This is a genomic window from Myxococcus sp. MISCRS1 (genome assembly GCF_026626605.1).
Lineage (GTDB): Bacteria > Myxococcota > Myxococcia > Myxococcales > Myxococcaceae > Myxococcus > Myxococcus fulvus.
In genome coordinates this window covers 4,583,166-4,597,581 of sequence record NZ_JAPNKB010000001.1, presented here as the reverse complement: position 1 = coordinate 4,597,581, position 14,416 = coordinate 4,583,166, and the positions used below count along the sequence as shown (strand labels likewise).

At 70.7% G+C, this 14,416-nt stretch carries 13 protein-coding genes and 1 pseudogene; 12 read left to right on the top strand and 2 right to left on the bottom strand.

Going from position 1 to position 14,416, the window contains the following annotated elements:
* The first annotated feature begins 58 nt into the window (after window positions 1-58).
* The 7 genes from OWM54_RS17940 (at window position 59) to OWM54_RS17910 (ending at window position 7,823) form a co-directional block, all read left to right on the top strand.
* Complete coding sequence (locus tag OWM54_RS17940; protein WP_267698294.1) at window positions 59-1,792, top strand: sigma 54-interacting transcriptional regulator; 1,734 nt, start codon at window positions 59-61, stop codon at window positions 1,790-1,792.
* A gap of 217 nt (window positions 1,793-2,009) precedes the next feature.
* Entirely contained in the window at window positions 2,010-2,747 is a 738-nt protein-coding gene (locus OWM54_RS17935) for a Dickkopf N-terminal cysteine-rich domain-containing protein (protein WP_267698293.1), read from the top strand.
* A gap of 107 nt (window positions 2,748-2,854) precedes the next feature.
* A complete protein-coding gene (locus tag OWM54_RS17930) occupies window positions 2,855-3,907 on the top strand; it encodes a hypothetical protein (RefSeq protein ID WP_223749871.1) in 1,053 nt (350 codons plus the stop codon).
* A gap of 46 nt (window positions 3,908-3,953) precedes the next feature.
* Entirely contained in the window at window positions 3,954-6,242 is a 2,289-nt protein-coding gene (locus OWM54_RS17925; protein ID WP_267698292.1) for a serine/threonine-protein kinase, read from the top strand.
* Window positions 6,242-6,973: a hypothetical protein gene (locus tag OWM54_RS17920; RefSeq protein ID WP_223749873.1), complete on the top strand. Its 732-nt coding sequence runs from the start codon at window positions 6,242-6,244 to the stop codon at window positions 6,971-6,973. Before OWM54_RS17925 ends, OWM54_RS17920 begins: the two co-directional genes overlap by 1 nt.
* Window positions 6,974-7,039: 66 nt before the next feature.
* A complete protein-coding gene (locus OWM54_RS17915) occupies window positions 7,040-7,282 on the top strand; it encodes a hypothetical protein (RefSeq protein WP_046710746.1) in 243 nt (80 codons plus the stop codon).
* A 106-nt stretch (window positions 7,283-7,388) separates the two neighbouring features.
* Window positions 7,389-7,823 carry a biopolymer transporter ExbD gene (locus tag OWM54_RS17910; RefSeq protein ID WP_267698291.1) on the top strand — a complete coding sequence of 145 codons (435 nt, stop codon included), beginning with the start codon at window positions 7,389-7,391 and terminating at the stop codon, window positions 7,821-7,823.
* Between the two features lie 17 nt (window positions 7,824-7,840).
* Here OWM54_RS17910 and OWM54_RS17905 read toward each other — a convergent pair whose 3' ends face one another.
* Complete coding sequence (locus tag OWM54_RS17905) at window positions 7,841-8,149, bottom strand: hypothetical protein (protein ID WP_141327902.1); 309 nt, start codon at window positions 8,147-8,149, stop codon at window positions 7,841-7,843.
* 191 nt (window positions 8,150-8,340) lie between these two features.
* Here OWM54_RS17905 and OWM54_RS17900 point away from each other — a divergent pair.
* A pseudogene (locus OWM54_RS17900) lies at window positions 8,341-9,663 on the top strand (AHH domain-containing protein).
* A gap of 3 nt (window positions 9,664-9,666) precedes the next feature.
* Window positions 9,667-10,242, top strand: coding sequence for an imm11 family protein (locus OWM54_RS17895; protein WP_267698290.1), 576 nt, complete (start codon window positions 9,667-9,669; stop codon window positions 10,240-10,242).
* 21 nt (window positions 10,243-10,263) lie between these two features.
* Here the strand turns inward: OWM54_RS17895 and OWM54_RS17890 are convergent, their stop codons facing one another.
* Complete coding sequence (locus OWM54_RS17890; protein ID WP_267698289.1) at window positions 10,264-10,830, bottom strand: pyridoxamine 5'-phosphate oxidase family protein; 567 nt, start codon at window positions 10,828-10,830, stop codon at window positions 10,264-10,266.
* Between the two features lie 134 nt (window positions 10,831-10,964).
* Here OWM54_RS17890 and OWM54_RS17885 point away from each other — a divergent pair, with 134 nt between their 5' ends.
* From OWM54_RS17885 to OWM54_RS17875, 3 genes are all read left to right on the top strand, one after another.
* Entirely contained in the window at window positions 10,965-11,669 is a 705-nt protein-coding gene (locus tag OWM54_RS17885) for a phosphatase PAP2 family protein (RefSeq protein WP_223749879.1), read from the top strand.
* 205 nt (window positions 11,670-11,874) lie between these two features.
* Window positions 11,875-13,623 (top strand): histone deacetylase, encoded by a 1,749-nt coding sequence (locus OWM54_RS17880; protein ID WP_267698288.1) that lies wholly within the window; start codon window positions 11,875-11,877, stop codon window positions 13,621-13,623.
* 38 nt (window positions 13,624-13,661) lie between these two features.
* Window positions 13,662-14,321, top strand: a complete 660-nt coding sequence (locus OWM54_RS17875; RefSeq protein WP_046710754.1) for an acyltransferase — start codon at window positions 13,662-13,664, stop codon at window positions 14,319-14,321.
* Window positions 14,322-14,416: the final 95 nt, after the last annotated feature.

Below are 14,416 nucleotides of genomic sequence, written 5' to 3'. Positions count from 1 at the left end.
CCGCACGCGCCGGGGCCCCCGTGTTCCTGATATGCGACACATGTCGCCCGCGTCCGCCATGCCCCAATTCCTCGTCCTGCCCGACGGCCACCGCCTCCCCCTGGACAAGCCCGTCCTCTCCCTGGGCTCCGACGCCACGTGCGACGTGGTGCTCACGGGCACGGGCGTGAAGCCGAGCCACGCGCTGCTGTTTCGCGACGCGCGCGGCTGGAGCGTGTCCCCGGCGGGGCGCGGCTGTGACGTGCGCGTGAAGGGCCGGCGCGTGGACCTGGCGCCGCTGGAGCCCGGTGACCGCATCCGCCTGGGCACGGTGGAGGTGGAGCTGGTCGAGATGGGGGAGGGGCGCGCGGAGGGCTCGCGGACGCCCGAGCCCCGGCGCCTGGTGGCGGTGATGGCGGAGCTGTCCTCGCGGCTGCTCGCGCAGCGGCCACCGTTGGAGTTGCTCGACGTGGCGATGCGGGGCCTCGCCGACGTGGTGGGCGCGGACGTGGGCTTCCTCGTCGCGGCGGACTCGAGCCAGGGGCCCCGGCGCGTGTTGTTCGCCACCGGCGCGAAGGCCGACGCTGGGGTGGTGGACAGCCTGGTGGACCGGGTGCTGACGTCGGGCGCGCCCGTGCTCGTGGCGGACGTGGCGGCGGACGCGGCCTTGGCGAGGGCTCCGAGCCTGGAGGCGCTGCGCTTGGGCTCCGCGCTGGTGGTGCCGCTGCGCGTGGAGGTGGTGCCGTTGTCGGTGGTGTACCTGGGGCGCAAGCTCGGCGCGCCCGCTTTCACCTCGGCGGACCTGGAGGAGGCGCTGGCGCTCTGCGCGATGACGGCGCTGCTGCTGTCGACGCGGCGCGAGCTGACGGAGCTGCGCTCGCGCGTGGAGGGGCTCACGCGGCGCATCGAGGCGGCGACGTTCGAGGGGCTCATCGGCGAGTCCCCGGCGATGCGCGCGCTGTATCGCCAGGTGGAGCGGCTGGGGCCCACGCCGCTCAACGTGCTCATCCAGGGAGAGACGGGCACGGGCAAGGAGCTGGTGGCCCGCGCGCTCCATCGCCGCGGTGGACGTCCGGGGCGGCTGGTGGCCATCAACTGCGCGGCGCTGCCGGAGAGCCTCATCGAGCGCGAGCTGTTCGGCCACGCGCGCGGCGCCTTCACCGGCGCGGGCGCGGAGCGGGCGGGGCTGGTGGAGGCGGCCGACGGAGGCACGCTGTTCCTGGATGAGATTGGCGACATGCCGCTGTCGCTCCAGACGCGCCTGTTGCGCGTGGTGCAGGAGCGCGAGGTGACGCGGCTGGGGGAGCACACGCCGCGCAAGGTGGACGTGCGGGTCGTCTCCGCGACGCACGTGCCGCTGGAGGAGGCGGTGCGCAAGGGCACCTTCCGCGCGGACCTGCGCTACCGGCTGGAGGAGGTGCGCGTGGACGTGCCGCCCCTGCGCGAGCGCGGTGACGACGTGCTCCTGCTCACGCACCACGTGCTGACGCAGGAGTCGCGCAAGGCGCGGGGCCTCACCCAGAAGGCCATGGAGGCGCTGCGAGGCCATCCGTTCCCCGGCAACGTGCGCGAGCTGGTGTCGCGCGTGCGGCGCGCGGCGGTGCTGGCCACGGACGAGCTGCTGCGCCCCGAGGACCTGGAGCTGGGCGCGGAGGACGGGCCCATGGTTCCGCTGGAGGAGGCGCGCGAGGCCTTCGTCCAGCGCTACGTGCGTGAGGCGATTGCCCGCTGTGGCGGCAGCAAGAAGGACGCGGCGGCGGCGCTGGGCATCGGCCTGCGCTCACTGTTCCGCTACCTGGGCGAGGGGGACTGACACGCCGCCTCCTCGGGAGGCCCTGTCCGCGTGCCAGTCCTGGCACGTTTCCCCCGTCGCTGCGCGGCTGTGAGCGCCGTTCTTCGCGCAACCCCTCGGAATCGCGGGGCTTCGCACTCGCATGAGCCCGCGGCACGGCGGTTGCGATGGGGCCTGACCATACGCCGCTGACGGAAAGGGCCGGCGCGCGGCGAGAACGACCTTCACGGAGACGAACATGAAGCGATGGCTGATGGCGCTGTTCCTGGCGGTGGTGGTGACGGGCTGTGGCAGCACGAGCGAGGACGACGACAAGAACCCGAACAACCCCGACCCGAACGACCAGGAGAAGATGCTCTGCAGCGCGAGCAAGGCCTGTCCCTCCGGGCAGTTCTGCTTCAACGGCTTGTGTGCGCTGGGCTGCCAGTCGAACGCGAACTGCGCGGCGGACCAGTACTGCGACACCGAGGACACGGGCGCGCTGGCCTCGTACTGCAAGAACAAGAAGGTGCCGACGTGCACCTCCGACACCCAGTGCCTGAGCAACCAGACCTGCATCGAGGGCCTGTGCAGCCTGCGTCCGCCCGCGAACCCGCCCACGTGCGACCCGAACACGTCCGACTTCAAGGATGGCTGCGACACCTACTCGGTGTGCATGGACCCGGATGACGACGGGGCGCGCCAGCCGTACTGCGCCAGCTTCGCGCCGTGCGCCGAGGACGGGGCCTGCCCGGTGGGCCTGGGCGGCGCGGTGTGCAACGACGGCTACCTGTCGAACAAGGGCCGCTTCTGCATGCAGGGCCTCTGCCGCGACAACTCCAACTGCCCCTCGGAGTGGAACTGCGTGAAGCCCTTCACGGGCTCGGTCATCGGCTTCTGCAGCCCGGGCGCCTTCGGCTTCCCGTGCCAGGAGAACTCGCAGTGCAAGAGCGGCCAGTGCTTCGGCGCGCCGGGCTTCATGGGCACCTGCATGTAGCAGGGCGCTGAAGTCGGTCCTCGTGCTTCCAGGGAGCACGAGGGCCGTGCCTCGCGGGGGCTCGCGCTCCCGCGGGGATTTGCGCGTAGAGTGGCGAGGCCTTGTTGATGCGTCGCTTCCTTTCCTGCTGTGGGCTGGTCGTGCTCGTGCTGCTGTTCGCGCCGGGCTGTCCTCTCGACATCCGTGTCCGCTGTGACGAGTCACACGCCTGCGCCTCGAACGAGGTCTGCGTGCGGGGAGGCTGTGAGCCTCGGGCCGTGGAGCGGGTGGGGGAGGACTGTGACGGGGACTCGGAATGCGGCCCCGGGCTCACCTGCGGCCTGGGCTTTCCGGGGGGGTACTGCCTGCTCGAGTGCTCCGCCGACGCGCCATGTCCCTCGGGCACCGTGTGCGCGAAGGACCTGGGGGTCTGCCTGCTCGGGTGCGGCGAGGACTGCTACCGCCCGGGCTACGGCTGTGGCCCGGTGCCCGACTCCTCGGGACTGCTGAACGCCTGCGTGCCCGTCGCGACGCAGGCGGATGGGGGTGGCTCGGACGGCGGCGGTGGCGCGGATGGGGGTGGCGGCCTGGATGCCGGGTGCACGACCGCGGTTTGCGAGGCGCCGGACGCGGGCTGCTCGGGTCCGACGTGTGGTTCGTCGGATGGGGGCTGCGCGGCCACGGTGGGGATGGGGGGCGCGTGTACTCGCGCCTGTGAGTGCCTGGAGGCAGCCGCGGCCTGCGTGGAAGGGCGGTGCGCGGAGACGTGCACGTCCGACTTCACGTGCCGGGATGGGCGACGTTGCAACAACGACGAATGCGAGGTGGGGCCCCGGTTGGGTGAGGCCTGCAAGGACCCGTTCGACTGCGCGGACACCGCGAGGTGCCGTCCGGAGCGGCCCCGGTGCGAGGAGTCCTGCAACCCGAACGCGGGAGGCGGCATCTGTCCCGCGGGCTACCAGTGCGCGTTGGATGGGCTGTGTGTGCGGGAGTGCACGGGAATCCCTGAATCGACGGGGGAAGTCTGTGAGAACTCGTGGGACTGCGCGACGTGCGCGGTGTGCCTGAGCTCGGGGGCGGAGTCGCGGTGTCGGCGCACCTGTCGGCTGGACAGGGACTGCCCCGGGGGGGCCGTGGGAGCGTGCGAGCAGGTGGGCGAGACGAAGGCCTGCCGGCTGTAGCACTTGGGTTGCTCGCGGGAGGCGGCTCCCCGAGAATGCGCCCGTGATGAAGGGTGAGGTGGTTTCGGGCCGCTACCGACTCGAGCGGGAGCTGGGGCGTGGGGGGATGGCCACGGTCTTCCTGGCCGTGGACCTGCGCCTGTCCCGGCCCGTGGCGTTGAAGCGGATGCACCCTGGCAAGGACCCCGGGCGCGTGGAGCGCTTCCGACGCGAGGCCGAGCTGGCGGCCTCCCTGCACCACCCCAACATCCTGGAGGTGCACGACTTTGGTGAGGACGCGGAAGGGCCGTTCCTCGTCTGTGAGTGGGTGCGGGGCGAGGACCTGCGCAGCCTCGCGGCGAGGCTCGGGCCGGTGCCGCCCGAGGCGGCGCTGGTGCTGGGCTGGGAGCTGGCGCGGGCCCTGTCCGCGGCGCACGCGAGCGGCGTCGTGCACCGCGACGTGAAGCCGGACAACGTGTTGGTGGCGGAGGGCGGGCCGCTGAAGCTGGCGGACTTCGGGCTGGCCGCGCTGGAGGACCAGGAGCGGCTGACGAGCACGGGCGCCGTGACGGGCTCGCTGGCGTACATGGCGCCCGAGCGCATCGACACGGGCGCGTTCACCCCGGCCTCGGATGTGTATGCCGTGGGGGTCATCCTGTTCGAGCTGGTCTCGGGCGGGACGCCGCACGCGGGCAAGGGCGCCGCGCACCTGGCGGCCTCGGTGATGACGCGGGATGCGCCGTCGTTGACGGAGGTGGTGCCGGGGACGCCCGAGTCCCTGTCGGCCCTGGTGTCGAGGTGTCTGGCGAGGGATGCCCGGAACAGGCCGACGGACGGCGGCGTGCTGGCGGCGGAGCTGGAGGCGCTGCTGCGGCAGGAGGTGGGGCCGCCCGCCGAGGTGGCTCGCGAGTTCTTGAGCAACCCCATGGCGGGTGCCATCCAGTGGCGGAAGTCTCGCTTCCAGCGATTGCTCGCGGAGGGGCGTACGCTGCTGGCGAAGGGCGAGGGTGCTCGCGCCGCGAAGGTGCTCAACGCCGCGTTGGCGTTGGAGCCTACGTCGTCCGAGGTGGTGGCCTTGCTGCGGGAGCGGCAGCGGCCCAGGAACTCGCGGGCGTGGTGGGCCGCGGGGTTCGTGCTCTGCGCGGCGACGGGGTTGGGTGGATGGACGTTGTCTCGCCATCGCGAGGCGTCGCGAGCCGAGGATGTGCTTTTGGTGCCAGGGGCCGGGGACTCGACGCTGTCCCCGGATGACGCGACACAGCTCCGTGAAGGTCCGTCGGGTGCACGCGCCGACGACGCGACGTCGCTCCGTGAAGGTCTTTCGGGTGCGCGGGCCGAGGACGCGACCTCGTCCCGGGATGGACAGGCAGGCGCAGAGGGCGAGGGCTCGACGCCGTCCCGAGGGGAAAGGGCGGGCGCACGAGCCTCGGACGTTGGAGAGGCAGGCGCGGGGAAGGCGTCGTGCGCGGAGGGAGGCTCCTCTTCGGAATGTCTGAAGGCGCTCGCGCGAGGGAGCGAGGACGCGGGGCGCGGAGCCGAGCCCCTCCTGGATGATGGGCTGGGCGGCGAGAGTGTCAGCGCGGCGCGCGAGGCTCTCGCCGAGCTGTCGCGGACGCAGGCGAAGAAGTCGATGGGTGCTCGGTCCACCGGAGGCCCTTCGGGGCGCGCTGGGAGCGCCTCCGTGCCTACGGCTCCGCGTCCGAGCACCGTGGGCGAGACGACCGTGGGGGCTTCGACGCAGCCGGAGCCGACCCCGGACACGGACGTCGCGGACGCTGGCGAATCGAATACACGGGGAGACGTGACGTCGGTAGCGCATGCCCCCGTGGGAGATTCAGTGAAGCCGGAGTCGATGGAGGGCTCCCCTGGCGTTCCCGTGACGGGTGACCCCGCGCCGACGGCGAGTTCGGACGCGAGTGCCGCCGCGCCCGCGAGCCCCGGGGTGCTGAAGCTGACGGCGCGCCCGTGGGCGGAGGTCTTCGTGAACGGAGAGAGCCGGGGGTACACGCCTCGGGTGCGCGAGGTCTCGTTGCCCGCGGGGACGCACCATCTGCGCTTCGCCAACTCGTTGTGCGACGAGGTGGAGATGCAGGTGTCGCTCGCGCCTGGGGAGACGGTGACGCGGGACGTGGTGTTGCCGTTGCGCAAGGCGGAGGTGCTCATCCTCGCGCCCGTGGGCTCGCGGCTCTTCGTGGACGGCCGGGAGGTGGGCGTGGCGCCGCTGGCGAGCGCGGTGAAGGTGGAGCATGGCCGCCACACCGTGACGGCGCGGCGCGCGGGTGCGCCCGTGTTGCAGCGTGAGGTGGACGCGGTGGCGGGACGGCAGCTCGAGGTCTCGATGGAGGGGCCGCCGTGATGATGGGGTTGGCCCTGGTGCTCGGGGTGCTCGCCGCGTCGCCGTTGGATGGCGCGCGGGAGGCCTATCAGTCCGGTGAGCTGTCCCGGGCGCGCGCGGAGCTGGAGTCATTGCTCTATCCATTGCGGCTCGATGGCGACGAGCTGGAGGCGCATGCGCACCTGCTGCTCGGGGCGACGTGGCATGCGCAGGAGGAGCTGGCGCGCGCCGAGGACGAGGTCGTGCGCGGGCTGGCCGCCCACGAGGGCGCGGCGTTGGACCCGCTGTTGTATCCGCCGGACTTCCTCGCCTTCGTGGAGCGCGCGAGGACCCAGCATGCCTCGCGCATCGCGGAGCTGCGGGCCGAGCGACGTCCGCGCCTGATGCCTCCGCCGACGCCCATCGCCACGCCGGTGCGCGAGGTCGCGACACGAGAGGCGCATCCGACGATGTCCCGGGCCTGGTACCTGGCGCCGATGGGCGTGGGGCACTTCAAGCAGGGACGCTCGGGGATGGGCACGGCGCTGGCGGTGAGCCAGGGCCTGGGGCTCGCGATGGCGGGTGTGTCGCTGGGGACGTCGCTGTCGCTGCGGGGCCCGGATGGGCGCTACAGCGCGAAGGACGAGGGGACGGCGCGCACGCTGAACGTGACGTACCTGGTGGGCGCCTATGCCTTCGCGGCGGCGTATGCGTATGGTGTGTTCGACGGGCTGGTGCTGACGCCCGAGCCGCCCGCTCGCCCGGTGCCCTGAGGGACGGGCGGGATTTTCGTGCCGCGCCGCGCCCTTTTAGGGAAGGCAGGAGGACTGGAGACCGCCATGACGACCGACATCATCCGCGAGCGCCGCTTCAACCCCATCATCGCTGGTGTGTTGTCGTTCTTCTTCCCGGGGTTGGGGCAGCTCTACAAGGGGCAGCTCTTCCGGGCCATCCTGTGGTTCTGCTTCGTGGGCGCGGGGTACTGGTTCTTCGTGTTCCCGGGCATCGTGCTGCACTTCTTCTGCGTGCTGGGCGCCGCGTTCGGCAGTGCGGGGCAGGACCGGTTCCGGCTGTCGCGGTAGCGGCGCGCCGTGACGGAACGATGACCGCTCGCGGGACGTCCGCCCGCCAGCCGCGTCTCGCGTCCGTGTACCCAGGTGACTGTCCCTTCCAGCAAGGAGCAGCCGCATGGGTATGTCCGTCGGTGGTGGCCGGGGTGGCGTGAAGAGTGAGATCAACGTCACGCCCCTGGTCGACGTGGTGCTGGTCCTCCTCATCATCTTCATGGTGGTGACGCCGATGATGCAGCGGGGCCAGCAGGTGGCCCTTCCTCCGTCGCGACAGCCGGACGAAGAGAAGGCGACACCGAGGGATCCGCTCATCCTCTCGATGACGTCGGACCGCCGTCTGTTCGTGGAGGCGGAGTCGTACGCGGACGAGAAGGCCTTCCAGGCGAGGCTCCAGGCCGCGATTCGAGCGGAGCCAGGCCGGGGGCTGTTGCTCAAGGCGGACCAGTCGCTCACCCACGGTGATGTGCTGAAGGTGATGCGACTGGCCCAGGGCGCCGGGGCGAAGCAGGTGGCGCTCGCGGTGGTGAAGCACGGAGAGGGCGCTTCACCGTAGGCCCGTGTGTCGAGCGGCTACTCCAGCTCCAGCTCGACACCGCCTCCGAGGCGCAGCGCGAGGTTGACCAGGGCGCCGGTGATGAGGCCGAGAACGAAGCCCGCGAGGCCGTAGAGGATGACGGCTCCCACCATCAGGAGGAGCCCGCCGCCCAGTCCCAGCTCGCCCAGGTGCAAGCCCTTGCCGAGGATGGCGTAGGTGCGGGGTGAGCCGAGCAGCAGCACCGCCATGCTCGTCAGTGTTCCCACGGTGACGCCAATCAACGCATAGAAAGCACCCAGACACTTGCCGAGCGAGATGGCGCCGACACCGCGAATCACTGTCATTCCAAGTCCTCCCCCTCCGCCAGGACTGGCGGCACTTCGCTCCCCTCTAAGGGGCCGAGGGCCGGGACGAAAATGGAGGACATCCCGCTGTCAGTCAGATTCGTCCTCCGGGTCCACGGCGCCTGGTTGTCAGAGCGGTCTGCTATGGCCTCTGCGCTCACCGATGCTCTGGCAGCCGAAAGTAGGGTGACATGAGGCCTGCATGCATTGCCGTGCTGTTTCTGTTGGCGGGCGGATGTGCATCGACCCGCGTCGTCCATCTCGACATGGGGCAGGGCGAATCCATCGCGTATACGCCCGTTGAGTCTGGCCCGGTCGAGGTGAATGAAGACTCGTTCAAGCGCGCGGTCACGCAGCTCGTGCTCGGCATGCAGCTGGACGTGGCCTTCCGCGAAGTCGAGCAGGACGACCGACGCTCATTGCTTGCTTTCTCGGGAGGGCTCGTTGAGGGTGTCCAGGCTCGCCCTGGTCCCTCGGCATATGAGCGAATCTGTCAGCGGCAGGAGGAGCCCCTGGCCTGCCTGAGCATGATAGCCGGCGGCCTGACGCTCGGACCCATGGAGCGGCGGATGATGGCGCTCTACTTCGCCCTCGACACGGTGTGGGAAGGCGTCGAGGAAGCGATTCGCGGCATGGTGAATGCCGCGGCGTTGCGCGCGATGGTGACGACGATGATTGGGACGGCGCTCGTGATGCTGGTAGCCCCCGAACCCGTCACGAAGTTGCTGGCGGTCGCACTCACAGCATCCCTGATTGCCTATCTCGGGACAGGGCCTGTCTGGAATCTCGGGCAGGGATTCTTGCGGCTCATGGACGAGTCCCGCGACGCAGTACGCTTCGACGAACTGGAGCGCGCGGGGCATCGCTTTGGAAAGGTGCTGGGGGATAACGGCGCACGTGTCCTGGTGGTCGTGGCGCTGGCTGCCCTCGGTGGGAAGAGTGCGCTGGCCGCCCAGGGGCCGAAGCTGCCGGGCTTTGCCCAGGCCGCGAGCCGAGCGCAGTTGGAGGGAGGCTTTCAACTCGCGAGTGCCATGGCTGGCGAGGTCCAGGCGATCTCCATCGTGTCAGCTGGGGTGCTGAATGTGCCGCTCGCGCCAACGGCGGTTGCCGCGACCGCGATGGGGGCAGGGGAGGCTCCTGGGGCGGCTACAGGCGTTGGCGCGGGCATTCAGGGAGACCCCGAGGGCAATGTTCATCACATCTGCACGGACAAGAACTACGTCTCCGATGCGAACGGAGGCCCCTGGACACCGGAGTTCGAGCGAATCTTCAACAGGGCCGGAATGAAGCTGAGTGACCCGGAGAACCTCGTGCGCATCAGGGGCCATCAAGGGCCTCACCCTCGCGAGTACCATGAGGCTGTCTCGATTCGTCTCAACACCGCGATGCGGAAGTGCAGAGGTATCGCTTAGTGCAGGGGCGCACTCACTGCTGAGCTTGCCAAGATTGCGCGGGACCTCGTAAGGGAGGGGACGGATTTGCGGAGATTCATCACGAAGGGGCTCGAGGAGTAGGTCGTGGAACGACGCTTCTTTGCACTGAGTGCAGACATGTACGTGAAGGGTCGTTGGTACCTGTCGGACCCCGTCGATTCAGAGGGAGCGGAGATCGACGACATCTGGCAGTTCACCGAAGGACGCCCCTTGGAAACTCAAGAGCCATTGCGAATACCGATTCAGCGCCCCGGAGAGCCGCTCGATATCGAGTTCGCGGGTGCTGGCAAGGCGCCGGTTGTCAGTGAGCGGGTGGCCGCCGTCTTCCGTGAGCAGGCCTCCGACGACGTGCAGTTCTTCCCTGTACGCGTCGATGGAAGAGCGGAGCCCTACTTCATCCTCAATGCTGTTCGGACGCTCCGCTGCATTGACGAGGCTGCCTGTCGTGAAGTGCAGCACTTCACCGCGGACGAAGAGATGTTCGCGGAGCGGGCAGGTCAGTATCGCTATGTGGGCGGCTTGCGCATCGACAAGTCGAAGGTCGGCGGCGCGCGGGTGTTCCGGCTGTGGGGCTGGCCCTTGCCGCTCATCGTCGACGAAGAGGTCAAGGAGGCCCTGGAAGCGAACGGCATCTTTGGTGGGAAGTTCGAAGAGGTCTGAAGGCCCCCAGGCATCCCTCCGTCAGTCGGACTCCTCCTCGTCGAACAGGCCGGTCGGCAGGCCGTCGATGCTGTGTGCGTTCTTCTTGCGCCGGTACTCCGTCAGCCCTTCCTCTCCCTTGCTCTCCGCCCAGCGCGTGAGCGTGGGCCTGTCCGCGGTGAACTCGTACAGGGGCACGCTGTAGCCACAGGACTTCTGCACGAGGTCGATGTCGAGCTTCACCATCTGCCGCGCCCCCAGCGGCTCCACGCCGCCGAACTCGTGGGCCAAGAGCCGCGTGTACTCGGCGCTGCCCCGACGCAGCACCTGTCCCCGCCCATAGAGGCGCAGAATCATCGGCGGCCCCTCGAAGGCGCAGAACATGAGCGTGAGTCGCCCGTCGGCGCGCAGGTGCGCGGCCGTCTCGTTCCCGCTGCCGGTGAGGTCCAGGTAGACGACCTCGTTGGGCCCGAGCACGCGCAGCGAGTCGAGCCCCTTGGGGGACAGGTTCACCCGTCCCGTGCTGGCGGCGGAGGCCGTGAAGAACATCCGCTGGCGCAGGATGAAGTCGCGGTGGAGGGGCTCGAGGTGCGGATACTGGGTGGCCATGAGGAGTCCCGAGGGCAGGCGCGTCGAAGGCGTGGAGGACAGCGGACACTCAGCGCTTCCCAGGAGTCTCGGGGCGCACATCCATGCATAGTGTCACGAACATGTGGCGTGGCTTGTGGGCTCAGTGGGCGCGGATGTCGGACCGGAACGTGGCGGTGACGCGGCTCTTCGGGATGCTGCTGCTCCTGGCGGTGTGCTGCCTGGGCTTCATCGCGCTCTCGGACGAGGTGACGGAGGGCGAGACGCAGGACTTCGACGAGCGCGTGCTGCGCCTGCTGCGCAGCCCCCAGGACCCGTCCCTTCCCCGAGGCCCCTGGTGGCTGCGGCTCACCGCGGAGGACGTGACGTCGCTCGGCGGCGCGCCGGTGCTCTTCCTGGTGACGCTCGCGGTGTGCGGCTTCCTGCTCCTGGTGCGTCGCTACCGGACGTTGCTGCTGGTGCTCGTGGCCACCGTGGGCGGCACGCTGCTCAACGGCCTGCTCAAGCAGTTCTTCTCTCGCCCCCGTCCCTCCGTGGTCCCGCACCTCAAGGAGGTGATGACGACCAGCTTCCCGAGCGGCCACGCGATGCTGTCCGCCATCGTCTACCTCACCCTCGGCGCGCTCCTGGCGCAGCTCACCGAGCGCCGACGCCTCAAGGCGTACATCCTCACCGTGTCGCTCCTGCTCCCGGTGCTCGTGGGCCTGACGCGCGTGTACCTGGGCGTGCACTACCCCACGGACGTGTTGGGCGGCTGGGTGGCGGGGCTCGCGTGGGCGCTGCTCACCGCGCTCTCCGCGCGGGGCCTGCGCCGTCGCAGCCCGGCCCTGCGTGAAGAGGCCCGGCGTCAGGTGGAGTGAACGCCGCCCTCGTCCACCAGGGCCGCTTGGTCGCCCGGTCGCCGACTTCCGGACCCTCTCAGCGGCTGAGAGCAAACGACCCCCGTCTGCGCGCCCACGAAAAAGCCCCCACCGGCCGCCCGCTGGGCGAAAGTCGCGCTCCCGTGCGCCGTCCCTCCCGCTGCCCTCCGAGTCGTCCGCTCCCACCTCGCGCGAGGTGCGCGGCATGAGCGTGTGGCGCTGGCTGGGCCGGTGGCTTCCCTTCGCTCGCGGCGAGCACGTCCCCATCTTCTACGACGAGGACTACCGCCTCCCGCTCACCGGCATCGAGACCACCGTCGGCGTCGAGCCTCGCGGCGTGGACTTCACCACGTGGTATCTCCTCGAGAAGCACGTCGTCCGCCCCGAGGACGTCTACCACCCCAGGCAGGTCAGCTACGCGGAGCTGTCCCGCGTCCACGACGCCGCCTACCTGGAGTCCCTCGGCCAGCCGGAGACACTCGCTCGCATCTACGCGGTGGACCCGTCCGAGGTCCCCGTCGACACGCTCCTCTCCAACGTGCGCCTCGTCTGCGGCGGGACCCTGGGCGCCGCCCGGCTCGCGTTCGGCCGCAGAGGCCCCGTGGTCAACATGGCCGGCGGCTTCCACCACGCCGCCCCGGGACGCGGTGGCGGCTTCTGCGCCGTCAACGACATCGCCGTGGCGCTCGCCGCCCTCCAGGCCGATGGCTACGAAGGACAGACGGTCGTCCTCGACCTGGACGCCCACCCACCCGACGGCACCGCCGAGTGTCTGGCCGGTCACCCCAAGGTGTGGATCGGCTCCCTGTCCGGCAGCGACTGGGGTGCGCTGCCCGAAGGCGTCGACGAGACGCGCGTGCCCGAGGGCGTCACCGACGAGCAGTACCTCGCCCTCCTGGAGGCGATGCTCGAGCGCATGCCCAGGCCTCGCCTCGCCTTCGTCATCGCGGGCTGCGACGTGCTCGCCGGAGACCGCTTCGGCCGCGTGGGCCTCACCGTGAAGGGCGCGCGGCGCAGGGACGAACTGCTCGCCCGGGCGCTGCGCGGCGTGCCCAGCGTGTGGCTCCCCGGCGGCGGCTACCACGCCGAGTCGTGGAAGGTCTTCGCCGGCACGGTGCTCGTGCTGTCCGGCATGGCGGGCCGTCGCATCAAGGCGCGCTATGACCCGATGAGCGCCCGCTACCGGCGCATCTCGCGGATGCTGTCCCAGGAAGGCGCGCCGCTCGATGAGCCGCTGACGCTCGAGGACCTGGAGGGCTCGCTGGGCCTGGGCGGCGCCGTGCAGCCGCGCGTGCTCGGCTTCTACACGGCGCAGTCGCTCGAGTACGCGCTGTTCCGCTACGGCCTGCTGTGGCAGGTGGAGCGCCTGGGCTACAGCCGCCCCCGCGTGGAGGTCAGCTCCACCGGCGCCGGAGACCGCATCAAGGTCCTGGGCCGCGCGGGCGGCGAGGAGCACCTGCTGGTGGACGTCGTCGTGGAGAAGCGCTCCATCACCGGCGCGCCGTACTTCTTCGTCAACTGGCTCAGCCTGCGCCACCCCCGCGCGCGCTTCAGCGAGCGGCGCCCCCAGCTCCCCGGCCAGGACGTGCCCGGCCTGGGGCTCGCGCGCGAGGCCACGGAGATGTTCGTGCTCATGGCCAGGCGCCTGGGGCTCGCGGGCGTGGCCTTCCGCCCCATGTGGTACCACCTGGCCGTCGTGGCCCGCGCGCGCTTCCGCTTCGCCGACCCCGCGCGCCAGGGGCGCTTCGAGGCGATGATGCGCGACCTCGCGTCCATGCCGCTCCTGGAGGCCACGCGCGCGATGGCCGAGGGCCGCGTGATGCTCGACGGCGAGCCCTACCGCTGGGAGGCCGACGACATGGTGCTGCCGCTCGAGCCCATCCCCGTCGACACCGACGCCATCACCGCCGAGCGCGAGCGCCACCACTTCACCGTGGCGCCCCGGTCCGGCTGAGCCCCCGCGCCCCCGCGCGGACATGGTAGGCAGTGGGCGTGGACCTGGACGCGCTCCGCCGTGAGCAGCACAAACGCCGCCTCTCCTGGATGCCGTGGCTCTACTTCGTCCTCAAGCCCCGCCACCGGGGCTGGGCGGAGGCCTGGCAGCAGGAGGTCCAGGCGCTCCTGATGGAGCTGGAGACGGTCACCATCGCGGAGGGCTGCTTCGTCGCCCCCGAGGCCCGCATCTTCGCCGAGCCCGGTCGCACCGTCGCCCTGGGCCCCGGCTGCAGCATCGCCGCGGAGGCCTTCGTCCACGGGCCCGTCACCCTCGGTCCGCGCGTGAGCCTCAACGCCCGCGTGAGCCTGGATGGTGGCGCGGCCGGCATCCGCGTGGGCGAGGGCACCCGCATCGCCAGCGGCGCCACCCTCTACGCCTTCGACCACGGCCTCGCCCCGGACCGTCCCGTGCGTGACCAGCCCGTCACGTCCCGGGGTATCAACGTGGGCGCGGATGTATGGATAGGTGCCAACGCGGGCGTGACGGATGGCGTCACGATTGGCGACCACGCGGTGGTGGGCATGGGGGCCGTCGTCACTCGCGACGTGCCGCCCTGGGCCATCGTCGGAGGGGTGCCCGCCCGTGTGCTCGGCGACCGCCGCGAGCGCCCCCGCTCGGGGATGCCGGGCGGGTGGGAGCCAGGCGACCAGGGGTGAACCTTCTCCGCCTTCATTGACTTCCCGACATTCGCCGCCCCTATGCTGGAGGGGAGGTCGCCACCGGGAGGGGCACAGGGTCTGGAGCGGTTTTC

Coding starts and splice junctions, on each gene's coding strand:
- OWM54_RS17880 (WP_267698288.1), top strand. CDS start 11,875: ATGAGCGTGTGGCGCTGGCTGGGCCGGTGGCTTCCCTTCGCTCGCGGC.
- OWM54_RS17885 (WP_223749879.1), top strand. CDS start 10,965: ATGTCGGACCGGAACGTGGCGGTGACGCGGCTCTTCGGGATGCTGCTG.
- OWM54_RS17905 (WP_141327902.1), bottom strand. CDS start 8,149: ATGACAGTGATTCGCGGTGTCGGCGCCATCTCGCTCGGCAAGTGTCTG.
- OWM54_RS17935 (WP_267698293.1), top strand. CDS start 2,010: ATGAAGCGATGGCTGATGGCGCTGTTCCTGGCGGTGGTGGTGACGGGC.
- OWM54_RS17910 (WP_267698291.1), top strand. CDS start 7,389: ATGGGTATGTCCGTCGGTGGTGGCCGGGGTGGCGTGAAGAGTGAGATC.
- OWM54_RS17890 (WP_267698289.1), bottom strand. CDS start 10,830: ATGGCCACCCAGTATCCGCACCTCGAGCCCCTCCACCGCGACTTCATC.
- OWM54_RS17930 (WP_223749871.1), top strand. CDS start 2,855: ATGCGTCGCTTCCTTTCCTGCTGTGGGCTGGTCGTGCTCGTGCTGCTG.
- OWM54_RS17915 (WP_046710746.1), top strand. CDS start 7,040: ATGACGACCGACATCATCCGCGAGCGCCGCTTCAACCCCATCATCGCT.
- OWM54_RS17940 (WP_267698294.1), top strand. CDS start 59: ATGCCCCAATTCCTCGTCCTGCCCGACGGCCACCGCCTCCCCCTGGAC.
- OWM54_RS17925 (WP_267698292.1), top strand. CDS start 3,954: ATGAAGGGTGAGGTGGTTTCGGGCCGCTACCGACTCGAGCGGGAGCTG.
- OWM54_RS17920 (WP_223749873.1), top strand. CDS start 6,242: ATGATGGGGTTGGCCCTGGTGCTCGGGGTGCTCGCCGCGTCGCCGTTG.